Here is a 21,592-nt window from a genome sequence, read left to right as displayed (position 1 = left end):
TGCTTCCGCTTTTGGCCTATTGCCATCTGCTTCCGCTTTTGGCCTATTGCCATCTGCTTCCGCTTTTGGCCTATTGCCATCTGCTTCCGCCTTTGGCCAAATCATTGATACTTTATACATAGGTTTAGGGATCATTGGCGAATAAACGCTTTCACACATTGCATCTTCACCATATGTTGTCCTTGCTAAACCACGTCTATGCATTGATGCTAACGCCCTAGTAACAACTAGAGCGCTACTGCGTATCGAGTTGTTATCTGTCGAAATATTGCCGGTGAATGGGTACATATTTCCTTCGCATCCAGCACAGAACCAGTTTTGATCTTCAATATCGCCACCATTAGCAATTTTTGCACAATCAACCATACAAATTGCCTGTGCTACAGGGTTTGCAAATGCAACAGCATCAGCATTAAAAATCATGGCTAACAAATCGCTATACCAAGTTATATCAACCATGCTCATATATGCTAAGTCTAAGTCCACTACACCGGGCTCTTTATCACACTCAGGAATAATAAACATAGAAAGCATTTTGAATACAGGATTTGCGAATAAGTTATAATGGAAAGTTGCCATAGTTGATGAGCTGGAGCGCATACCGCCGCCGGCAGTTCCTAAGTGGGTTAAATCACTTTGAAGCATGCTCCCCCCAAGAACGGGACTGCACCAAGGAGTTGTAGTTACTTCTAATAGATACTCAGGTGAAGTGTAGCCGACACTAAAGCCGACTTCTGGGACACCGAGCTCATCTTGGCATAAGCAACCAGCATCTTCGTTAGCACCTTCCGGTGGGTTGCTCGCTATACCCATCAGGTTGAATGGCAAGGTACATGACCAGCAAAACTGGTTTATTAAATTGTTAAAATACTTTGCGTCAGGGCATGCAGCATCACTAACTGGCGCAGCCGTAGCTTGAGTGGCCGTAATTAAGCTAAGTGAAACAACAGCCAAAACACTAAACGCTATTGTTCTAGTGAGTGAAGATATTTTTTTTATGAAGTTTTTCATTGTTACCCGCCTACGAATTGAATTACCCAGCTTACAAAAATCTCAGCATACTGTTTTATAGTTCGGCCAATGTATGGGTTTTCTAAAGCTAGCCAAACGCCTGCAACAAAGGCTATTAAATGTGTTATTACTTTTGTCATGTATTTATCCTTTATTGTTTAAAGCTTGTTGCTCTGGTGAGTTGCTTGTATTGATGAACTCAGCTTCCCTTTGTTTTATTCGTGCTTCGTCTTGAGATTTTAGGCCATGCTCCCGTACAACTATTTGCCCATTACCAAGATAAACCTCTGCTGGTATATGCCTCAATTTAAACCTCTCGATTATCCGTTTCTGAAGTACATAAACTTGCTGCCCATACTCTTTATTTAGCTCGCCTAGATAATCAAAGCCTTTTTCTTTATCTACTCTTGATGTGATTAAACCTATTTGGCCCTTCGCTGATTTCATTCTTTCCTTTACAAGTGCTTTTTGTGCCTCACTTTGCCCATCAAATATAAATATCGTCATTGACTGACCGGGAAAATGATCTACAGGGTTAACTATTTGACCTTTAACTGCTAGCAATGAGCCGTCTTTTGCTGTCACGTCCTTGTTAAATTTTACTCTTGGGTCTAGCTTATAAATTGAATCTTTTATTGCTGTAGGTATGTGAAAGTCTGGTAGTTTATTAATATAACGAGACATGGCCTTGCGGCGCTTTTCATCCCAGTCTACGGCTGCGGCTCTTGATTGAATTTCCTCAATCACGTCACGCTCTTCTATTTCATAGGTGCTCGATACTGAGCCTAAATCTGTAATCCCCTTGCTTTCGCGGGACTTAGATATAAACCAGTTTAAAGAAGCCACACCATTAACCTTTACGAATTTGTTGCCCTTTCTGTAAACCATAGATGGCGCGGCATTTATATCGAATACCTGTAATAATCGTGGATCAATAGCTACTTTCGGTAACGGAGAAATATGCTTGCCTAATTGATATGCGTACTGGGCAGTTTCATTTACCATTCTATGGCCCTGCTTCATACCTTTTAAAATAACTCGGGCATCTGCATCGGATGCGGCTTGTAGTATTTCCTTAATTTCACTTTCAGGCTGTGAAAATGATATGAAATAATACAATTCTTCACCATGAAATAGAGGGCTATCTTCACGTAGCATATTATCTATTGTTTTTATTTGGCTACCATCTGTTACTCCATACGCTTTTTTAATTGCGCCTTTAACGTAGTCTTCAGAGGTGTTTGTTATATTGTTTGCCGTAGGTATCCATTTTTGAATACCGCTTTCGGTTTTTTGAACTGCGGCATCAGGATCATACATGCGCAACCAATCAGGTGTTTCCATTTCAATGGATTTTTTCATAATCGCCCTACTTCTTTCTAGCATCGCTCTATCCTGCTCATTTAGGGTAGGTGAGTTCGTGTTTGCTATAGCAGGCACAATTAAAGCTGCATTCAGTAATGAGCAAAGTAACGTTTTTTTAAAAAATGACATAAGATTTCCCAACTACTTGTTTGTTGACATCAACTAGCCCCCAAAAACGCGAGTCATATGAGCCAGGCAATGAACCTAAAGCAAATAACTTACCTTGAGGTATTGTTTCCTTTCTGGATAGATCATCCAGCGATATATTTAAATGGTTAGCTGTAACACTTACATCTGAATGGTAAATACGATTGCCATTAGCTACATTGCTTCTGCCAACTGAAACCACATCACCACCAACACCAGCTGATATTTTCGTAAACAGTGTTCCATCAGCAAATAACTTAGTGCCCTGTGCTCTAAAGGTAACCAAGTCACCTTTATTTATAGTGTGATCAGCTTTATCCATGATAAATAAACGGCCGGGTATGCACTGGTACTCACTTATCGGTGGTAAAAGAGTGTATCGGTTACTAAAACTAGTTATTGAAACCGTACAAACTGTTATTACAACTAAAGGTTTTACCAGCCGCTCTTTTAGTTTGCTTGTAAGCTTTCCTGAAAGCTGTGCCTCTGATTGGTGTTTCACCACAATCCTTAACTAATTATTAATGCATTAATTTTGGCAGCTTCGACAGCCTTCGGCTTTGAATAACTACCGCGATTTAGGGTGAGATAATATAAAAGCGTACAAAATTCGTTTGATTTGTGATTTTTTTTAAAAAAAACACTTGCAGAACATTCGGAGTATGTAATAGTTAACGCATCAGATTGATGGGCTCGTTATGCCCTGTGAAATAATTTAATGTTGATGGCTAATTAGCGGTCATGAAGTTTTTGTAATGCCTCCACAGTGTTACATGGGCGTAAGCCTACGGGGAGTGGTTTCCCCAATAATGTTAGTCGTATCCTCCGATATGATTAGTAAGAGGGGTGGTTCCCTCTGGGGAGTGGTTTCCCCCTGAAAAGCCGAGGTTTACGCCTCGGCTTTTTTTGTTTCTCTAACTTGCCCCCTTTACTTCTCTTAATGAAAAGCATCGCCTAAACTCAGATAGTTCCTCAGATAAAATTTGGCAAATTTCTTTTATGCTACTTCCTGATTCAATAGTTGAAACTGTTGTACCTTCGTTAACATAGCCTTCTATATCAGTTGTCGTGTAGAGTTTTCCACCAACTCTAACAATATGAGTACCCAAGAATGCTTGTAATGGCGTTTGGTAATACGGGGATTTTTCAATAAGCTGTACTTTCGCTAGCCCTTTTGTAAGCTGTTTATTGTCAGCGCTACAAGCTGTTAAAAACAAAAAAAATATTAAAATGATCTTTTTCAAATACATGCCCTCCTGCTAATACTAGAAAAAAGCGGCCATATTACTAGCCGCTTTGCATTTTACTCTGGGGTAATTGTTATTGTGGCGTCTGCAGTATCACCACTGTCATCATAACCAGTAACCCTAACTGTGACCGGTATGCCTGATTTTGCAGGAAATGACATGTTATTTGCATGAACATGTTTTATTTCCCCATCAACATACCAGTTGTGAGTTGCTATTTTCCCATCCGCATCCATGCAACCTGATTGCACTTTTATAGTTTGTGCATATTGTCGGTAACTTATGCTACATGTCGGTTTTATGTTTGGAACAACATCGATGCTCAGAAGCTGCTCTTCGACTAAACCGAATTTAGATGTAACTTTTAGCTTAACAATGTGGCTGCCTTCGCTTAGGTTGTCGATATTAGCTCGGTAACCAGTCTGCTCAGCCAGTAACTCTCCATCTAAGTACCATTCATATTTATCTATCTGGTCGCTTGGGTGGCCTAGAATTACACGACTACGGATAGATGCATCTAATGGGTAGCGCATGTAAGCCGTACTATATGTGCCATTTAACTCTATTGTAGTTTTTGGTGGTGGTACAACTTCAATGAGTTCAACCATAGTTTGCTGGTTGCCTCTATCATCGCTAATTACCACGCGCATTTGATGAATGCCCGGCTCTCTTGCTGTGAAATACAAGCGGTCACCTGATTCTCGGTCTTTTTCCATGCCTTCAAACATTTGGAAGTCATAGGTAAACTCAACCGGTGCAGGTAAGTGATCTAACTTACGAACTACTGCGTGTGCAGTTATAGGTGCATATTTAGTTCGGTAATTCACATCAAACCTAAAGTCAGGGAATTCATATTGCCAAGTTCGTATTGCAAGATCTTTAACAGCATATGTATCATCTTTCAGCTGCTTAACCCATGTACGAAATTGAATGTGCGTATTTCCTTTGTCGGCATCAAACACAGTTGGCGTGTAAGTGATGCTATCACCGCTAACTACTGTTCCATCTGGTAACACCCACTCTTTAACTACTTCAGATTCAAGCTGTGTAGTAGCTAGCCGTACTATTGGCTCTAGTGTAAATGACTCACCTACTTCAACAATACGCGGGGCTTGAATGCTTATGCGTAGAGGCTGTGGCTTTTTAACTGCTATTCGGTGTCGAACAATGTCAAATCTGTCTTTGCCTGCAAGCTCGTTATCATGGTAAGCCATTCGTACCCATATTTGCATTCGCTCACCCGTACCTATCACCTCAAGTGAGTTTCCGCCTTCTTCCCATGTTTCACCGTCGTAAGACCACTCTATTGTGCCACTATCAACAAGTGCAAAATCGTCATGATCTATAAGCTTAATAACTGAAGTCTCGCCTTCATAAAGTGCCGAAGGTCCTTGAGTTCGAAGGTCAGGTACTTCATAGCCTAAAAATTCTAACTGCTCTGTAATTATTTCGGCGCCAGAATATTTATTTTTTACTCTTGCGCGGACATAGTAATGACCAGCAACATCTATGACTTGTCGAAGTCTAGTTTTATTTGCAAACTCAGGAATTGCCTTCCAATTGTCTGTGCCATTTGCAGATACTTCCCAAACTATATCGCCCATTGAACGTCGATCAGCACTGGTTTCAGGTTCATATGCAACCGATGCAGAAAATGGAATTTTACTGGCTAAACGATATGACTTAATATCTCCATCAAGCTTCCCGCCTTTTAATACGCGATAGAATGCATTATTAGACAATATTCTACGTTCGTACCCATCAACAGGCGAAACTAGGTCAGCAACCGCTACAAATCGGTATGAACCGTAACCAACGTTACTTACATCCAACTCGAATTGCGTCTTACCAGGCACAAATTTTTTCTTTTCTGTGATTGGTGTGTAAATAGTTTCACGCGATTCTCTGTCTCGGTGCGTTACAGCCAGATAAACAACCCACTCACCCATTTCTTCTTTATTGTAAACAAAGTCTTTTTCGGAGCTATCGTAAATACCTATTTTCATATTTACTACAGGTGCTAGTGTATCCAACGTGCTTAGCTCTTCTGTCATAATGCGACTTCTAATACGACGCGAAGGGATGTAAAAGGTTTCAAGCTCTGTGGTGCTGTTAATCTCAGATGCTAATGCGTATTTGGCCGTTACAGTGAACTTTTTGGTATCCCACAGTTTACCTGCATTAACTTGTAACGTTTTATAAGCTGAAGTTTGTGAGAAATAGCCTTTACGCTGGCTTGCTACTAGTATGGACTCCTCTGCACCATCATCAACTGAAAGCTCAAGATCGGCATTAATACCTTTAGCTATTGCAGTGGCAAAACGGCTACCAGTTAAATCAACTGGGAATATATTTTCTCGTATCGTATTTTTTTGCGTTACCGTTAAAGATGGGTCAGGCGCTAAAGAAACCTTCAACGTTTCTACTTCCTCTGCCGCCAAAGCTTTATTGCCATAAGAATCGACCATCCATACACGGTAGCTTACAGTGTTTGGTGTTTCATCGGAGCTGCTTACAAAACTACCTATAAGACTGTGCTGGCCACGAACATAGTAACCATTTGTACCATTTGGTAAACTTGTCCACTCTAGGTAGCATCGATGTGACTCACCATAGTTGAAGCTTCTATCGTTAAGTTCTGCTTCGTTGCCATATAAAGCACAGCTAATACCTTGTGTTTGCATAACATCCAAATCAATACGTTGGACTTTTTTATAGTATTCAAGCTCTGAGTCTTTTAACTTATAGTCCATTGGCATATACCTAACGGTCATGGCCTTTGTAAAAATATTGCCTGCATTGTCTTTTACTTTTACTTCAAATGGGTACTCACGCTGTGGGGTTAAAGCCAGTTCAGCACCTTTTAGCTTTTTTAGGTAAGGGCTTTCACCTTCCATAGTTAAGTCTGTGCCATTAACCTTAACAGATAGAATTTCAGCTCCACCATCAAAAGTATCTAAAGCTACTACAGCCATATTCTCAAAGAAATATACAACGCCTTCATCTAAGAACCGCTTGCCTGAATAAAATAGCTGAACATCGGGTGGCTGCCTATCTAGCGTTATAGGATCAAAAGTTTGAGACATTTTATTATCATAAGCATCGTTTAAAGATACTTTAGGTATAAATTTACCATCGGCTACTTGAGCTAGGTTAAATGTGAAAATGTATTTTCCATTCGAAACTTCCGGTGCCCCAAGTGCATGCAGTAGGAATGTTTCTTGAGGCTGGCTTACCATTTCATTAGTTTCTATAACATCAACACCGTTTACATTAAATACTGGTATTTCAGGTTTGAAACTCGGATCTGGAGAAAGCTCTATTTTCGCAGAAGGAACCCACCAACTGCCAGCCTTGCCAAAGTGTGGTGTATCAACGATTAATTTTGCTTGCTCATTTTCAACAATGAATGAAACGCCTTCTATTTCATAAGCCTTTGAGTCGCTGTTTTCTTGTGATAACGCTTGCATGCGCAGCGCTGTTGGCGTTGGCGTTCTAAAATCCCATGCTAAGTTATACTTTTCAGGCAGCACTCTGCCATTCTTTTTAAAGTACCCATTAGCTGAATCTATTGTTAGTAGGTGTTCATTTTGACCAGTAATTTCACCGTTTGTAACAACGCTACGACTATTCGTATCTATATCACAACTAGATTCGTTAGGCTCAACTACACATGAACCTAATCCAGATATACTAGCGATTTGCTTATATGGCCGCGTATCTGCAGTTATGGTAATGCTTTGAACACCAGAAGATTTATTGTAACTAGTTACATCTAGGCCCTCGTATGTGCCATGACTGAGGTTTGTAGTTACATCTAAGAAATCCGGCAAAGCTGGCTGTATTGCATTAACAATATGCGAACCTTCACTGATTTTTATCTTTTCTAAATTTTTACCTGAAAAGTATGAGATTTCATATTTAAATTCATTCTCCCCTACATATTCCAAGTAACCATCAGCTGATAAGCCAGCTGCGTTCATACCTTGTGGTAATTTGGTCCATTCATATAAACAGACTAAATCTTCACCATGGTCAGCCATAGCTACGTTAGGATCACCCGTTATGCGACAACCAGAGTTTGCCGCTTCTTTTGCTAATAATTGAAATGGATTAACAAAAGCTTGCTGCTCAGTAGCAGCCGGGAATGATACTTTTGGCGAGACGGTTTCTAGCGATCCTGTTACAAGAATCGATTTCGCGCCCGCATGACTGGCGCACAAGGCAAGCGGAATGCTTATCGCAAGTTTTTTTAGTTTTGTGGCTCTCATGTTATCACCCAGTTATTTAGAGCTTGAATAATTCCCGTATAATTTACCCTAAATTTCTTAAGTTCATGGCCAATTACTACCTCTTTGTAAGGGTATTAAATCATCACCCTATTTATACTTTTATAAAGCCAATGAGTTTTTGCTGGTGGTTATGTTAAGCGTGAGCACGAATGAGTTAGTATAAATGTGATCTGCATTAGCTCAGTTTGAATGCAAATTAAGCGATAATTTGAAGTGATATATAATTTCAAACTTTTTCATGGGGTTAAACAACAGCCGTACAGCCCAAATTTAAAGGGCTGCACGGCAATTAGTAGGGTTTCATGCTTTATGTGCCAAATAAATTTCTATTGGTAATCTGCTAGTTAGTCAAATTTGGATCTCAACTGAGGAATATCAAGCATGTAATAAACTTGACCTTCTTTTGTCTCAGCTGGGTAAACTGGTGAAGATATTAAACCTTCTTCACCTAAATTTATTTGTAGCTTTTTAGTTTGCCCCGGCATAATTAGTTGACCTTCGAAATACACAGGGAAAACAGCATCACTACGCAGCGTAAAGAATACATCTTGCAACCCTGTGGCTATAGCGCCCGAGTCTGTCCTCAATACATTACTTTGCACCACACCAATATATTGATCATTCCTTAATTTTAAAGGCGCATTAAGCGGCAAGGTGGCTTTTTTACCTATTTCTATAAGGTTTGCTGGGTAGTAGGCAAACTTAGCTTTATGAGTAGCTTCATTGCCGTGGGAGTCACGCACCGTTACTTTTAGCTCGTAACCACCCTCTAAATTGGGCTCGGGGTATATTCGTGGGTATTCTGGCCGATACTCATCGACACCCACTTTAGTCCAAGCCAAAAAAACATCATCATTTGTTGGGCCGCCTAACAATTGTATCTGCGTTATTTGTGATGGGTTTTTGTCGCTTAAATTTATACGCAAATTTTCCAAACCCCTCAATGTGTCACCAAGAGGGCTACCATCAACTTTAAAACGAACTTGCGGCGGTGTTGCATCACGCTCAAAACTTTGAGTGACAACCTCAGTTCGCTCATTGCTATAAGTATCAACAAGGTGAATTGATAACTTATAGTTACCTTCGGGCAAACTGCTTAAGCTGTGTTTTCGCCACCATTTTTGATAGTTTGGTTCATTACTTTCAACTAAAGGTAACTTGATCACCTGCCCTGTTGCATTATTTGTTGCTAAAGCATCCATGACTCTTGGTAGCCAATTTCCTCGCCGCCAATCATTAACCGCATCAGCATCGAATACTGTGAATGCAAGAAATTCATTTTCTTGCTGAATATCAATTGCAACTGGTGCCTGAAAATCCCAGTATGAGTAAAGATATGTGTAGTGCCCATTGAAGCGGCCATCAGTTGAAGCAATATACAAAGTATATGGTGCATAGCCACTCCCTGTATTTCTTGAGTACGAAATGTTCATAACGCACTCGGAGGCTCTAGGCGCGATTATGCACTGGCCGCCCAAACCATTAAGCGTAGCTTTTTGCTCATAATTTCGTGGCTGTACCTTAATTTTCACATTTTCAACGGTATAGGGTTTGTTTCTTTTAATGTTATCACTGTTGATCCACTCACTCTCACCTTTAACACGATAAAGAAAACCTGCTAGTTGCGGGGATTCATCAACACCTGATGCTAGAGTTACGGGGGCTAATGTTTGGTGAACAGCTCCACAATTACCTGTGTCACTATAAAGATTGTAGTATGTTCTTGTCACTGGTACATACGCTGTAAAGTCAATATATACATTACTTGCATCCGTATGTGAGGGCTTCCAGTTATGACCAAAACGCCCAGTACCATTGGTTGCTACGTGCTCTGACTTATCTACTTGAACTCTGAATTTATACGGGTTTTCATGCACCTTCATGCCTGGCGTGAACTCATCCCACTTTGTAGCAATTGGGTTCCAAACATGGCTAACAGATCTGGCACCGCAAACGCCATTCCAGCCTGATACTCGTGATTTTCTAGCCTCATTACCGGCTTTATCTAAAACACGAAAGCCAATGGTATAATCCGATCTGTTTTGATAAAACAATTTCCGTGAAACACCATCGCTTGGCTTTAACCAGCTTGCTTGGCCTGACACTGGATCTAACGAAACAGGTGCCTCCCTTTCCTCGTTAGAGCCAAGTAATTGAGCTGTAAAAAAAGCTTTGTCTAATCCGCTCGCGCTGTCACTTATGCCATTTAACCTAAATTCCCTAGCGCTTAAGTAGTCAAACTTTTCTATTGAACCATTACCATTTGAGTGATTTAGAAATGTCATATTGCCAGTTATAACAGGTGGTGTTGTGTCAACAATGAAGCTTAACGTCTCTGTTTCAACAATGTTACCTGATAAATCGAGCAAATTTATTTTGGCCGTGTAGCTTGTTTGCAAAGGCTTAAATTTTAAAGTGACTTGCTTACCATAAAATTCTTTACCGGCTGCATTTATACGGTCATTTATAGTGATTACATCTGTTATTATTTTTTCAACTGAATTATTACCGGCATCGATTAATTGGACGCTAAACTTTCTATCTAAACCTCCAGCCAGCACAAACTTAATTGGTGACGTTGGGTTTATATAATCACCGTTACTCGGCTTTATTTTTTTGGTTTTATTAAGTGTATCTGTAAATTCTATTTCAATTAGTTCAGCATGGCTAACTGAGCTTATACATGAAAGCAAAACAACCGTTAAAAACTTAATTCTCATTAAAATTATTCTCTAATTAACTAATGCTTGAAATATACATAATACACGACGGTTTAGTGTTGATTTTATAAGCCGATCTAGCACCACTTATTAAAATGTCGGAAGACAATGTTTGAAACTTTTTTGCCTTCCCAGTTCGTTCCTTTTGTGTCAATAGAAGGTATGCATGACAATCATGATCAATACTTAGATTCAATCAACGTGCCTATCCAAAGAAAAATTGTGACAACAAAGATTGAAACTCACTTTTGGACAAAAACGCTTCAGAGTCGAATGACAGCTCTGTGCCATGAGCGGACATTGAAGATTTTTAATGTATAAAGTCAAGATTTGACCCCATTCACTTCCAGTTGCTGACAGAGGAGTCGAATATGCGCGTATTAACCCTAATCATGATAAGTCAGTTAACAGCAATGATTAAGTAAAGCACAGCTGAAATAGATTCAGCTATTTTTATTATGCTTCATAAATTGATAAAAGTGCCTCTTTAATAATGATTTAGAAACACCGACTTTACTACTACCCAATTTTATTCCTGCAAAATTTTTGTAGTAGGTATCTTTTACTTTATCAGAAACAACTATTTCTAAGGTCTGCGGTTCAATTGATATTAAAAACTTATCGAATAACCGATGGAGATCAACTCTGAGACATAAGCCATTCTGAATGACGTTAGATTGTGCCCCTTTGTAAGGCATAATGTGTGCAGCCTCAAGTAAGGCTTGTTCTTCACTGCTAGATATAGCACATTTCAAATAGAAATTATCCAGAATGAGTGCTCGAAATCCCTGCTGACCAACCCTAGTAACCTGACTTCTAGTAACTCTACTCCGGTTATCCTCAGATAAGGCTTCTAAATCCAAATTCTCTTTCTGAATCGGCTTGGCAAATCTACTTTTCTCTTCAGATTCATCTCCAGCCTCGTCATAATCGTACTCTAAGTCAAGAATTTGTGGGTGTTCAAGAAAAGCTTTCCAGTGCTTCTTTTGGTTATCAATTTTATTGGCATAGCGAATAATTGCTAAAGCTTCACAAGCGGCTGCAACTGAATTAAAAGAATAATCTCGTTCTTCCCATAATTTTATAATCTGTTTTAAAGGCAACTTAATGAGCTGCGAGCGGCTATATTTTTTTCTATCAAATGGATTATCAACTTTAAACTGTTTTTGACTTGCATAGTTGTCATACTGAAAGACAGCATCACTTTTTATTCTATTTTCAAATTCAGTAATATAATCATGATTTAAATAACTTTCCCATCCTCGATAGCTATCAACATTTCCATCATTTACATCTTTAAGAGCAAGCACCTCTGCCGCTGCTTCTTTTGTTCCACATAGCTCATACCTATGCAGCCAAACCTCTGAGATTTCATCAAGACTAAGTTCATTTACATCTTCTGGATCATAAACATATAGATGGCCTGGTAATTCATCACTTTGGCTAGTTAAGGCTGGCTCTTCTTGCTGAAGTTCATCAACCTCATAAGAATATGTTTGGGAGGTTATGAGCGAAGCATCACTATCTATTTCGAATGCAGTATTTAGGTATGAATCAGAGCTTTCCTTAGCTAGAAGATACAGCCCTACATTAAACTTAGGGCCGTAGTTTTTCATTTCAAGCTTTTTCTTAATTTCAAGCTTTTTCTTAGCTAACTTTCTTTTACTTTGTTTTTTACTTTTTTGGTAATTGCTTTTCGCGTTATCAAAGTCTAATGAGCTTATAAAATTACTTAAATCTTCTTTATTTGATTTATTTGCATACTTCTCTCTAAACTCCTTCTTCTCGGTTTCACTTAGTTTTACACCCTGTTTTGAAAAAAACTGGAAAGCGCCATCCACTCTAATTCCTTTTGAATAGAGCTTTAAAATTCCTTGCTTAACCTTTAAGGAAAGATTATCCATAATTTACCTTCATCAGATGAAAAAGCCAACGATAGTCAAATCTTGACTTCAGGTATCAAATTTTTTGACTAACTGGTTCTCACTATTTGCGAGGTTCGGCGCCAATTGCGGGCATTGGTAACGCCCGCCACAAACGCGAGCAACTTGTTGCGAGTAGAGCACCCAACGGGCGCATTTTGATGGAGATTGTTAGGTACTTTATTTATCATATTCTTTAATACCTTTTATCCAAGACTTAGGCATGAACGCAATGGTGAGGAACAATAAAACGCCGCCTATTTTTCCAAAAACTTCAATAGCTAACAACATCGCAAAAATTAACCCAGCAATCACTGCACAATATGCAATCAGAACCCTCACTGCTGTATGTTCAAAAATTCCTCTCCAAAAACCATGTTTAGCTATCGATGTAGAAAGAGAAAGAAAAAATAATACAAGCAAAGTTAAGCCTATCAATCCCCCTGTAAAATCACAGACAGCGCTCTGACAAATGCCGCCGCGTGTTTGTGCATTTACAGTTATTGGTATGAGCGCCCAAAAAATTAGAGGTAAACAACGGTTTGATTTCATAGCACCACCTAATAATTAAATAGCGCGCTCATCGTGCATATTTCCGGGGAGTTAACGCTCATTTATCTACTTTATATAGTTTTAACAAATTACCTAAGGTATTACTACCACTTAGCTTTCTAAAACTTTAAAGAAAAGTAAAATAGAACAATATGCGCGCGTCGCTCATTTTTATGAATATGCGCAAAGAGCAGTTTAACCAATAAATTAGCGACGATATTAAGCAAATATCAATGTCCGGTTATCGCTCAAAGCCGACCTATAAAGTAATTACTTTAACACGTTTGGGGCAAAAGCTTGTTAGAACAAAAGGCAGACTGAGACAAATAGCATCGAAAAAAAAGTTTCGAACTTTATTGTCATGGTTTTAGTATTTATTGTCGAGTTTCATACTTTGTCCTCCAACATAAAAAGCCTAATAAACGCAATGTTTTATTAGGCTTTGGTAGTTCGTTTAATTAATTTAGTTCTTTAATTTATGGGTAATAGCCATTAGTCAAACTTGGATCTCAACTGAGGAATATCAAGCATGTAATAAACTTGGCCCTCTTTAGTCTCAGCTGGATAAACTGGCGAAGATATAAGACCTTCTTCACCTAAATTTATTTGTAGCTTTTTAGTTTGCCCCGGCATAATTAGTTGCCCTTCAAAATAAACAGGAAAAACAGCATCACTACGGAGTGTAAAGAAAACATCCTGTAGGCCGGTGGCTATAGCGCCCGAGTCTGTCCTCAATACATTACTTTGCACCACACCAATATATTGATCATTCCTTAATTTTAAAGGCACATTAAGCGGTAAGGTGGCTTTTTTGCCTATTTCTATAAGGTTTGCTGGATAGTAGGCAAACTTAGCTTTATGCGTAGCTTCATTGCCGTGGGAGTCACGCACCGTGACTTTTAGCTCGTAACCACCTTCTAAATTGGGCTCGGGGTATATTCGTGGGTATTCTGGCCGATACTCATCGACACCCACTTTAGTCCAAGCCAAAAAAACATCATCATTTGTTGGGCCGCCTAACAATTGTATTTGCGTTATTTGTGATGGGTTTTGGTCGCTTAGATTTATACGCAAATTTTCCAAACCCCTCAATGTGTCACCAAGAGGGTTACCATCTACTTTAAAAGCGACTTGCGGCGGTGTTGCATCACGCTCGAAACTTTGAGCAACCACCTCAGTTCGCTCATTGTTGTAGGTGTCAATAAGGTGAATTGATAACTTATAGTTACCTTCGGGCAAACTGGTTAAGCTGTGTTTTCGCCACCATCTTTGATAGTTTGGCTCATTATTTTCAACTAAAGGTAACTTGATCACCTGCCCTGTTGCATTATTCGTTGCTAAAGCATCCATGACTCTTGGCAGCCAATTAGGTCTGCGCCAGTCATTAACTGCATCAGCATCAAATACTGTGAACGCAAGAAATTCATTTTCTTGCTGAATATCAATTGCAACTGGTGCCTGAAAATCCCAATACGTGAGCAAGTGGCCGAAGTGACCATTAAATCTACCATCTGCCGATTTAAGCTCTAAACTATATGGTGCATAGCCATACCCAGTGTTTCTAGTATAAGAAACATCCATGGTACACTGACTAGTATTTTTAGGAATAATACAGGAGCCGACGCTTACTACAGTAGCAGTTTGTTCATAACCGCGCGCCTCTGCTTTCATCGTGATTTGTTCTATTGTATAGGGTGAGTTTCTACTTATTGTATTACTGTTAATCCAGTTAGGTTCCCCTTTAACTTTATACGACATGCCTGTATATCTTGGTGATGCATCAACACCATCGGCAAGCGTTACTGGCGCTTCTCGCTGATAAGTTGATCCACAATAACCAGTATCGGTAAATTGTGTGTAATAAGAAGCAGAAGCAGGTACATAACCAGTTAAATCTCGATAAGCGTAATTAGCATCCGTGTGTGATGGTGTCCAGTTATAACCAAAGCGCCCTGTACCATTGGTTTCTACGTGCTCTGATTTATCTACTTGCATTCGGAATTTATAGGGATTTTCATACACCTTCATACCTGGCGTGAACTCATCCCACTTTGAAGCAATCGGGTTCCAAACATGGCTTACTGTTCTCTTTCCACACATACCGTTGTAACCAGATACTCTAGTGCTCCTAGCTTCATTACCGGCTTTATCTAAAACACGAAATCCGACTTTATAATCAGATCTTTTTTGATAAAATAATCTCCCTGCAACGCCATCACTAGGCTTAAGCCAGCTTGCTTGCCCAGCTGTTGGATCTAACGAAACAGGTGCCTCCCTTTCCTCGTTAGAGCCAAGTAATTGAGCTGTAAAAAAGGCTTTATCTAATCCACTTCTATTATCGCTAATACCATTCAGCCTAAACTCTCGTGAATTTAAGTAATCAAACTTTGAAATATCTCCAAAACCCCAAGAATGCCTAATAAATGTCATATTGCCAGTTATAACAGGTGGGGTTGTGTCAACAATGAAGCTAAGCGTCTCTGTTTCAACAATATCCCCTGATAAATCGAGTAAATTTATTTTGGCCGTGTAGCTTGTTTGCAAAGGCTTAAATTTTAAAGTGACTTGCTTACCATAAAATTCTTTACCGGCTGCATTTATACGGTCATTTATAGTGATTACATCTGTTGTTATTTTTTCAACTGAATTATTACTGGCATCGATTAATTGAACGCTAAACTTTCTATCTAAACCACCAGCCAGCACAAACTTAATTGGTGAAGTTGGGTTTATATAATCACCGTTACTCGGCTTTATTTTTTTGGTTTTATTAAGTGTATCTGTAAATTCTATTTCCATTAATTCAGCATGACAAACTGAGCTTATGCATGAAAACAAAACCACCGATAAAAATTTCATCTTCATCGTGAATTACTCCAAATAGTTAATACTTGAAATATACAGAAAAAGCGGTGGTTTAGTGTTGATTTTACAAGCCGATCTAGCACTAGTTATTAAAAAGCCCCAACTAACAAATTAGCAGGGGCCTAGCATACTGTTTTATCTTTTAAGCTATTCGACAGGGATGTTAATGATCATTCTTTCTTTGGTTTGTGGGTGACGCCTGTGCCTAAAAGTATGTTGTGTTTTATTAGACGATAAATATTGCCATCTTTCGCCCGTCAAACTATCTAAGCACGCTTTATCACCTCTATTTATACTTAGCTCGCTTAATTTATTCCAAGCTAATTCTAATTCTGGTGAACCTCGCTCAAAAATAATAAACATTTACTTTAATGCCTCGCCTTATATCTATTTTGAACTTCAATTATGGATTGGCAATCAGAGCAGTTTTCTGCCGTTGGCACTGTTACTAATCTTTTAAACTGAATTTCAATTCCGCATGTTTCACAATACCCATATTCGCTAGGTTCTTTTTGAAGCCTAAATTTAACTCGTTGCAACGCCTTCAGCTGCGCACCGTTTCTATAGCGTGAAATATATTGTTGCTTACGCTCTTCTTCTAGTGCCGCTCGATCTAAAATATCTGCAAGCGCATTGCTTTCAACATTCTTATTTATTGGTTCATTCAGAGCATTCTCAAGCATAGAAATTTCATCATTAACTTGCTTTATTATATGCCCTAATTGGTCAGGTTTTAAAAACTCATGCATTCCTTATATCCTATACTAAACATCAAAAAGGTATTTAAATTGTAAGCTTTGCTTTAAATTAACGATCATAGGCGGGTAAATATTACCATTCTGGTTTCGACTCGCATTTGCAGCTTCTATTAAGTCTGACTTTGCCCACTGCTCTATCACTAAGTATTCAACCCCGACACTGCCCAAGTTAATCTCCCAAGTTGGATCATAGTAAGCGCCATTAAAGTAAATTAATGCGTGCTCTACAGGCAACACTTTTACGCCAAGCGCTAAAACATACTGAGCATTTAAAAGTAAATCTGAGTTGACTATAGCCCAGCTATTATCAAAGCATTTCGCGGGTTTACAAAAGCCTGATTTTTTTATCAACTTAAACAAATCAGTTGGTAATGGAGAAGCATTTACAACCTTTAATCTTGCACTATTTAATCCAATTACAGCGGCCGAATCTACTAGACTGTATTGCATTAAAACTCCTATTCATAAAACTTAGGCAACATACTAACGCTAGATAATAAAAGCGCAAGACCATGCGGATAGATTATTTTAAATTTGTCCTTCAGGTTCGCAATATTCACTATATGGTTTGTCACGAGACATAGAAATAGCTGCGTTCATTATCATACGTTCTGCTAAAGTGGCTGCAATAAGCCGCTTATTTGTATTTACCTGCAAGTTATAAACTCTAGTCGTATGAAGTAAAAACTCATCAGAGTTATAACCTTTAGATTGAGCGCAATATTTTGTACCATCGATGCCTTTAGTGGCTTCAATTGCTCCTTTTAAGCCTTTTGCCAGCATCAATGCATCCAGCGATTTTGAATATCGTATTAACTCCCCTCTCAGTATTGGATGGCCGGCGTAGTTGTTTTCAATATAATCTTGAATATCATCACGCAACCCATCTTGATCAATATCGCGCCCCTTAATATCTGTATCATTGCTACTGTCATATTTACTCTTGGTCTTATTGACTTCATTTGCTTGTGCTTGATTGACAGCGAGAGGTGTTGCTATAGAAACTAATAAAGAAATACTCAAAACTAGAGCGCTATAATGTTTTATCATTTCAATTCCATTGTATTTAGATTTTATTGCGTAGAAAAGTTTAAACCATATGTATAAAAGCCCATTGATAATGGGCTTAGTTGGATTCTATTGAGAACTTAACTCTCTTACTAATTGGTTTAGCTGCGCACCTTTCATATACCCACCTATCCGAACATTACCCTCTTGTTCATATACGAGCCCAGGTGTACCTCTGATGCCAAACTTACGCATGAACTCGCTATTTTGTTCAATTTGCTCACGGGTAGCATTTGTAATAGGTTTAGTGTTTACCTGCTGGCGACTTTCTTTAAGTTTTCTATGATCAACCATGGCTTGAGCTGGGTTTTCTGATGTAAGTATATGCTCAATAACGTCGCCGCTACGTGCATTTAAAAATGCCACTGGCACAAATCGCACATCAAGGCCTGCTGCTATTGCTGGCTCTAAATCTGCTTCTAACTTAGAGCACCAACCACAATACGGTTCAACAAATACATATAACGCCCCCTTACTTCCTTTTTCAACGCGCTCTGGCTTGGTTGCTACAATAGTTGCATTCTTTTTGAAGTCAGAATAAAGGTCGTCATAGTTCGGGCTTGGTTTCTTAGCAGCTAGATACTTAGAGGTTAAATTGATACCGGTTTGATCTATCAAAGGTCCTGCAATTACATAATTGTCAGCTGTTGCCCAGTACAAGTGATATTCACCTTGGTTCTCCACCAGCCAGCCAGTCAAAGAGTCATGTTTAAAGGACTCAACAACCTCAACCATGCCATTATTTATAAGTGAGCTAAGTTGTGGCGGTGGGGTTATATCGGAAGCATTGGCTGTCACTGCCGTACCAAGAGTCATGGCTCCTGCAATTAACAATGCTGAAATGCTACTTTTATATTGTTTCATGATTACCTTTAAACCTCTTTTAATGTAATTTCGTAAGCGCCTTTCGATGTGATTTCGAAAGTAATTTTTTTGATCGGCTTTTTAAACCTTGATGAAAATAAATCTCTAAATTTATTCAGTCGTTCGCAATATTCAGTTGGAATTTGTATTAGGCGTATTGCACCACTCCTGTCTGTTTCAGTAAGTGTGGTGATCATCATTCCGCAGTGGTATTCAGCATTTAATGTTGCTTTAGCCCAGCCACTTTTAACCCGAAGGTTAATAAGCTCAAGCATAAGTTGCTCAAGCGTAGATATACCTGCATTGTTAAATTTCTTGGTAAATACTGACAATTTAATTCTACCCAACTGTTATGTATAACTTTTTGACTGTGCATTTATACTTAACTAACCAACGTCCTGCGTCGATTTTATAGGTGGATTTAGGGGTAGTTATTTGGCGGCGTTGCGCCATATCAATAAGTAACTGATTTAATTATATAAACTATAAATTATTAAATAAGCCAACGGATAAAAAGTTGGCTTATTTTTCAGTTATATACCTTGAAGTCGAATTTTCCCGAGGGTAATAATTTAAAAAACATTTTTTTCAGCGACTTTTCAGTGCTAGAAAGTTTTTTTATGAGGTCGCCTATTAGTTCACACCACTTAACATCTACAGCTATAGGTATTTGATTACCTACTCCATCTTTGTAACTTATTGTGGTTAGCATCATGCCACACAAGCTTTTTGCTCTTATATCAATAGAAACCCAAGATGTATTAACTTTGTGCTTTACAATCCAAGCAGTTAGTTTTAGAAGTGGTGCAATTACTTCCAGTTTATTGTGCTCTGTCACAGAAGCCTCTAGTGAATCGATTTGCCTTCACCGGGAGTTATATCTGCAGTGCGTAAAAATATAGCTAAGCATGCTATCAAAGCTACAGAGCCGTCTACTGGGGATTGATTGTCTTCATGACCAGCACCAAATAATGCATCTAAGAAAGCGCCTCGCAATACTGGATCTTCTGCAGCACCTTCGTCTTTATCTTCATAATCATTATTAATAGCTAGATTGTCAGAAAATACATTATCTATAACTAGGTAGTCTTCTTTAGTTAGGCCAGTATCAAGTACCTCTTGGGCTGCTAAATACAGTTCTAACATTGGATCTGAATTATTATCTGGTTCAACTAACTCATTATCACTTTCCATTAAAATAATAGCGCCGCCATCATTTGTGTGATCAATGAAATCAGAAATTAAATCCATCCCTACAATGGTGCAGATAGAATTGTTATTAAAAAATAACTGTAGTCTAGCGATTTGCTCTTTAACGGCAGCTAATTGAATTTCATTGTGTTTATGTTCTTGTGAGTTAGTAGTCAAAGCTTGCTCCAAATTAATTTGTATGTTTTTAGTGTAGTGCACATAGAAGCAGTCTAAATGTTGCTGACTAGCCTACAGTGCTCACTTGTGTGTCATTAGTTTGCGTAATAAATATCTATCCGCAAGTGTTTTTTGTTAGAATTATTAGATGGGTTATATAATAGGCTTTCACATTAAATGGTTAATGCAATTTTAGATACACTTTATATCTTGGTAAAATCGTCAAGTATATTGCTGGGCTTTATAACTGTTCTGTATCTATTGCAAAGATTAGTAAGTGGCCTTTTCCTAAAGTTATTTGGTAGGAGTTATACATATTTAAGTGCAACCATAGGTGTTCCTATTCATGAGTTAAGCCATTGGTTTTTATGCCTTTTAGGAGGTCACAAGGTAACAAGCGTAAGGCTTTTAAAATCACCTAAGCATGATGGGGTTTTTGGTTATGTAACTCACTCTTACAATCGGAACAGCCTGTATCAAGAAGCAATGAACTTTCCTATTGGTATAGCCCCCTTGTTTGGCGGCGTCATTGTTATTGCCCTACTAACAAAATTGATGCTTCCAGCCTCCAACTCTATATTTGACTTGATTTATTATTCGGCTAGTTCTTACCGGGATGTTTCAGGTGTAGTTAGCTTTGTCAGTGCGCTCCATGTAGATTTGAATAACTTAATTAGCATATTGAGTGAGGCTGCCGATGAATCGCCACAAATGTTTTATATTTGGGCCTACTTGACGGCTGCAATTTCCTTGCATCTATCCCCCTCCCCTGCAGATATGAAAGGCGCTTTAAAAGGTGGTGTGATAATTGTTTTGCTACTTACAGTATTAAGGTGGGGTTTCAGTTGGTTTGAAAAAGATTTCACTATGATATTAGAGAACTTCCTTATCTCTATATCAATGGTTTTTTCTCTATGTATTTTAATGTCGCTCAGTTTAGCTTTGCTAATGATGATGTTGGCTTTAGTTATGACCATTATTCGATACAGCATAGGATTTATATTTGTTAGGTCATAATTTATTGCAACTTTTAACGCTGGGTATTATCGGATAGCATTTAAATTAAGAGTTATTGTTATCTTATATTTTTATTTTTTAACGATCCGAGTACAAGGCCGTTTTGACTATAAAACTGCTCTAGCTGCTCCCGGTTATCACACTTAAATCTAGGCATAAAGCCATATTCATAAGCCCACTCGCTAGCCCAAACCCAGTATTGCCCGTCTTTAAATAAGTGAAACATTAAAACATCCCATAAGCTTAAAATAAATATGTGTCAGTCACGCACAAACGAACAGATTTTAACTGTCCTTCTGTATTTCAACCACATTCAAATATCCACTAACACTCATCAGGTTGCAAGTTAAATTAATAGCGTTTTATACAGTTGCGCGTTTTAAGTTACGTGTTCTT

Annotated in this window: 18 protein-coding genes; 1 reads left to right on the top strand and 17 read right to left on the bottom strand. The window is 38.6% G+C overall.

The genetic code is table 11. The features are described 5' to 3' along the window. From H5058_RS10580 to H5058_RS10505, 16 genes are all read right to left on the bottom strand, one after another. Positions 1-1,011: TraU family protein (locus tag H5058_RS10580; RefSeq protein WP_182678104.1), on the bottom strand; the 1,011-nt coding region annotated here is incomplete at its 3' end. A 2-nt stretch (positions 1,012-1,013) separates the two neighbouring features. Further along, entirely contained in the window at positions 1,014-1,151 is a 138-nt protein-coding gene (locus H5058_RS10575) for a hypothetical protein (RefSeq protein ID WP_182678102.1), read from the bottom strand. A 4-nt stretch (positions 1,152-1,155) separates the two neighbouring features. Continuing rightward, positions 1,156-2,505, bottom strand: coding sequence for a TrbC family F-type conjugative pilus assembly protein (locus tag H5058_RS10570; RefSeq protein ID WP_182678100.1), 1,350 nt, complete (start codon positions 2,503-2,505; stop codon positions 1,156-1,158). After that, positions 2,492-3,025, bottom strand: coding sequence for a S26 family signal peptidase (locus tag H5058_RS10565; protein WP_182678098.1), 534 nt, complete (start codon positions 3,023-3,025; stop codon positions 2,492-2,494). Before H5058_RS10565 ends, H5058_RS10570 begins: the two co-directional genes overlap by 14 nt. 412 nt (positions 3,026-3,437) lie before the next feature. Next, positions 3,438-3,767 carry a hypothetical protein gene (locus H5058_RS10560; RefSeq protein ID WP_182678096.1) on the bottom strand — a complete coding sequence of 110 codons (330 nt, stop codon included), beginning with the start codon at positions 3,765-3,767 and terminating at the stop codon, positions 3,438-3,440. A gap of 59 nt (positions 3,768-3,826) precedes the next feature. Then, positions 3,827-8,041 carry an Ig-like domain-containing protein gene (locus H5058_RS10555; RefSeq protein ID WP_182678094.1) on the bottom strand — a complete coding sequence of 1,405 codons (4,215 nt, stop codon included), beginning with the start codon at positions 8,039-8,041 and terminating at the stop codon, positions 3,827-3,829. A gap of 365 nt (positions 8,042-8,406) precedes the next feature. Further along, positions 8,407-10,782, bottom strand: coding sequence for an Ig-like domain-containing protein (locus tag H5058_RS10550; RefSeq protein WP_182678092.1), 2,376 nt, complete (start codon positions 10,780-10,782; stop codon positions 8,407-8,409). A 443-nt stretch (positions 10,783-11,225) separates the two neighbouring features. After that, a complete protein-coding gene (locus H5058_RS10545; protein ID WP_182678091.1) occupies positions 11,226-12,686 on the bottom strand; it encodes an HNH endonuclease in 1,461 nt (486 codons plus the stop codon). A 198-nt stretch (positions 12,687-12,884) separates the two neighbouring features. After that, positions 12,885-13,256, bottom strand: a complete 372-nt coding sequence (locus H5058_RS10540) for a hypothetical protein (protein WP_182678089.1) — start codon at positions 13,254-13,256, stop codon at positions 12,885-12,887. Between the two features lie 492 nt (positions 13,257-13,748). Beyond that, entirely contained in the window at positions 13,749-16,121 is a 2,373-nt protein-coding gene (locus tag H5058_RS10535) for an Ig-like domain-containing protein (RefSeq protein WP_182678086.1), read from the bottom strand. A gap of 368 nt (positions 16,122-16,489) precedes the next feature. Then, on the bottom strand, positions 16,490-16,870 hold the full coding sequence (locus H5058_RS10530; protein WP_182678084.1) for a TraR/DksA family transcriptional regulator: 381 nt from the start codon (positions 16,868-16,870) through the stop codon (positions 16,490-16,492). A gap of 15 nt (positions 16,871-16,885) precedes the next feature. Next, on the bottom strand, positions 16,886-17,329 hold the full coding sequence (locus H5058_RS10525; protein WP_182678082.1) for a hypothetical protein: 444 nt from the start codon (positions 17,327-17,329) through the stop codon (positions 16,886-16,888). Between the two features lie 78 nt (positions 17,330-17,407). After that, positions 17,408-17,929 (bottom strand): hypothetical protein, encoded by a 522-nt coding sequence (locus tag H5058_RS10520; RefSeq protein WP_182678079.1) that lies wholly within the window; start codon positions 17,927-17,929, stop codon positions 17,408-17,410. Positions 17,930-18,016: 87 nt separating this feature from the next. Beyond that, positions 18,017-18,811 carry a thioredoxin fold domain-containing protein gene (locus tag H5058_RS10515; protein WP_182678077.1) on the bottom strand — a complete coding sequence of 265 codons (795 nt, stop codon included), beginning with the start codon at positions 18,809-18,811 and terminating at the stop codon, positions 18,017-18,019. Between the two features lie 8 nt (positions 18,812-18,819). Next, complete coding sequence (locus tag H5058_RS10510) at positions 18,820-19,143, bottom strand: hypothetical protein (RefSeq protein WP_182678075.1); 324 nt, start codon at positions 19,141-19,143, stop codon at positions 18,820-18,822. Positions 19,144-19,657: 514 nt separating this feature from the next. After that, positions 19,658-20,179 (bottom strand): hypothetical protein, encoded by a 522-nt coding sequence (locus H5058_RS10505; RefSeq protein ID WP_182678073.1) that lies wholly within the window; start codon positions 20,177-20,179, stop codon positions 19,658-19,660. Between the two features lie 177 nt (positions 20,180-20,356). On the opposite strand from H5058_RS10505, the gene H5058_RS10500 reads away from it, so the two are divergent. Next, positions 20,357-21,196 (top strand): hypothetical protein, encoded by an 840-nt coding sequence (locus tag H5058_RS10500; RefSeq protein WP_182678071.1) that lies wholly within the window; start codon positions 20,357-20,359, stop codon positions 21,194-21,196. A 58-nt stretch (positions 21,197-21,254) separates the two neighbouring features. Here H5058_RS10500 and H5058_RS10495 read toward each other — a convergent pair whose 3' ends face one another. After that, on the bottom strand, positions 21,255-21,422 hold the full coding sequence (locus H5058_RS10495) for a hypothetical protein (protein WP_182678069.1): 168 nt from the start codon (positions 21,420-21,422) through the stop codon (positions 21,255-21,257). Positions 21,423-21,592 lie beyond the last annotated feature (170 nt).

This window comes from Pseudoalteromonas sp. SR45-4 (assembly GCF_014163535.1).
Taxonomy (GTDB): domain Bacteria; phylum Pseudomonadota; class Gammaproteobacteria; order Enterobacterales; family Alteromonadaceae; genus Pseudoalteromonas; species Pseudoalteromonas nigrifaciens.
This window is presented reverse-complemented; position numbering and strand designations above follow the sequence as displayed.

Coding starts and splice junctions, on each gene's coding strand:
- H5058_RS10495 (WP_182678069.1), bottom strand. CDS start 21,422: ATGTTTCACTTATTTAAAGACGGGCAATACTGGGTTTGGGCTAGCGAG.
- H5058_RS10570 (WP_182678100.1), bottom strand. CDS start 2,505: ATGTCATTTTTTAAAAAAACGTTACTTTGCTCATTACTGAATGCAGCT.
- H5058_RS10550 (WP_182678092.1), bottom strand. CDS start 10,782: ATGAGAATTAAGTTTTTAACGGTTGTTTTGCTTTCATGTATAAGCTCA.
- H5058_RS10500 (WP_182678071.1), top strand. CDS start 20,357: ATGGTTAATGCAATTTTAGATACACTTTATATCTTGGTAAAATCGTCA.
- H5058_RS10545 (WP_182678091.1), bottom strand. CDS start 12,686: ATGGATAATCTTTCCTTAAAGGTTAAGCAAGGAATTTTAAAGCTCTAT.
- H5058_RS10530 (WP_182678084.1), bottom strand. CDS start 16,870: ATGCATGAGTTTTTAAAACCTGACCAATTAGGGCATATAATAAAGCAA.
- H5058_RS10535 (WP_182678086.1), bottom strand. CDS start 16,121: ATGAAGATGAAATTTTTATCGGTGGTTTTGTTTTCATGCATAAGCTCA.
- H5058_RS10525 (WP_182678082.1), bottom strand. CDS start 17,329: ATGCAATACAGTCTAGTAGATTCGGCCGCTGTAATTGGATTAAATAGT.
- H5058_RS10575 (WP_182678102.1), bottom strand. CDS start 1,151: ATGACAAAAGTAATAACACATTTAATAGCCTTTGTTGCAGGCGTTTGG.
- H5058_RS10540 (WP_182678089.1), bottom strand. CDS start 13,256: ATGAAATCAAACCGTTGTTTACCTCTAATTTTTTGGGCGCTCATACCA.
- H5058_RS10515 (WP_182678077.1), bottom strand. CDS start 18,811: ATGAAACAATATAAAAGTAGCATTTCAGCATTGTTAATTGCAGGAGCC.
- H5058_RS10555 (WP_182678094.1), bottom strand. CDS start 8,041: ATGAGAGCCACAAAACTAAAAAAACTTGCGATAAGCATTCCGCTTGCC.
- H5058_RS10520 (WP_182678079.1), bottom strand. CDS start 17,929: ATGATAAAACATTATAGCGCTCTAGTTTTGAGTATTTCTTTATTAGTT.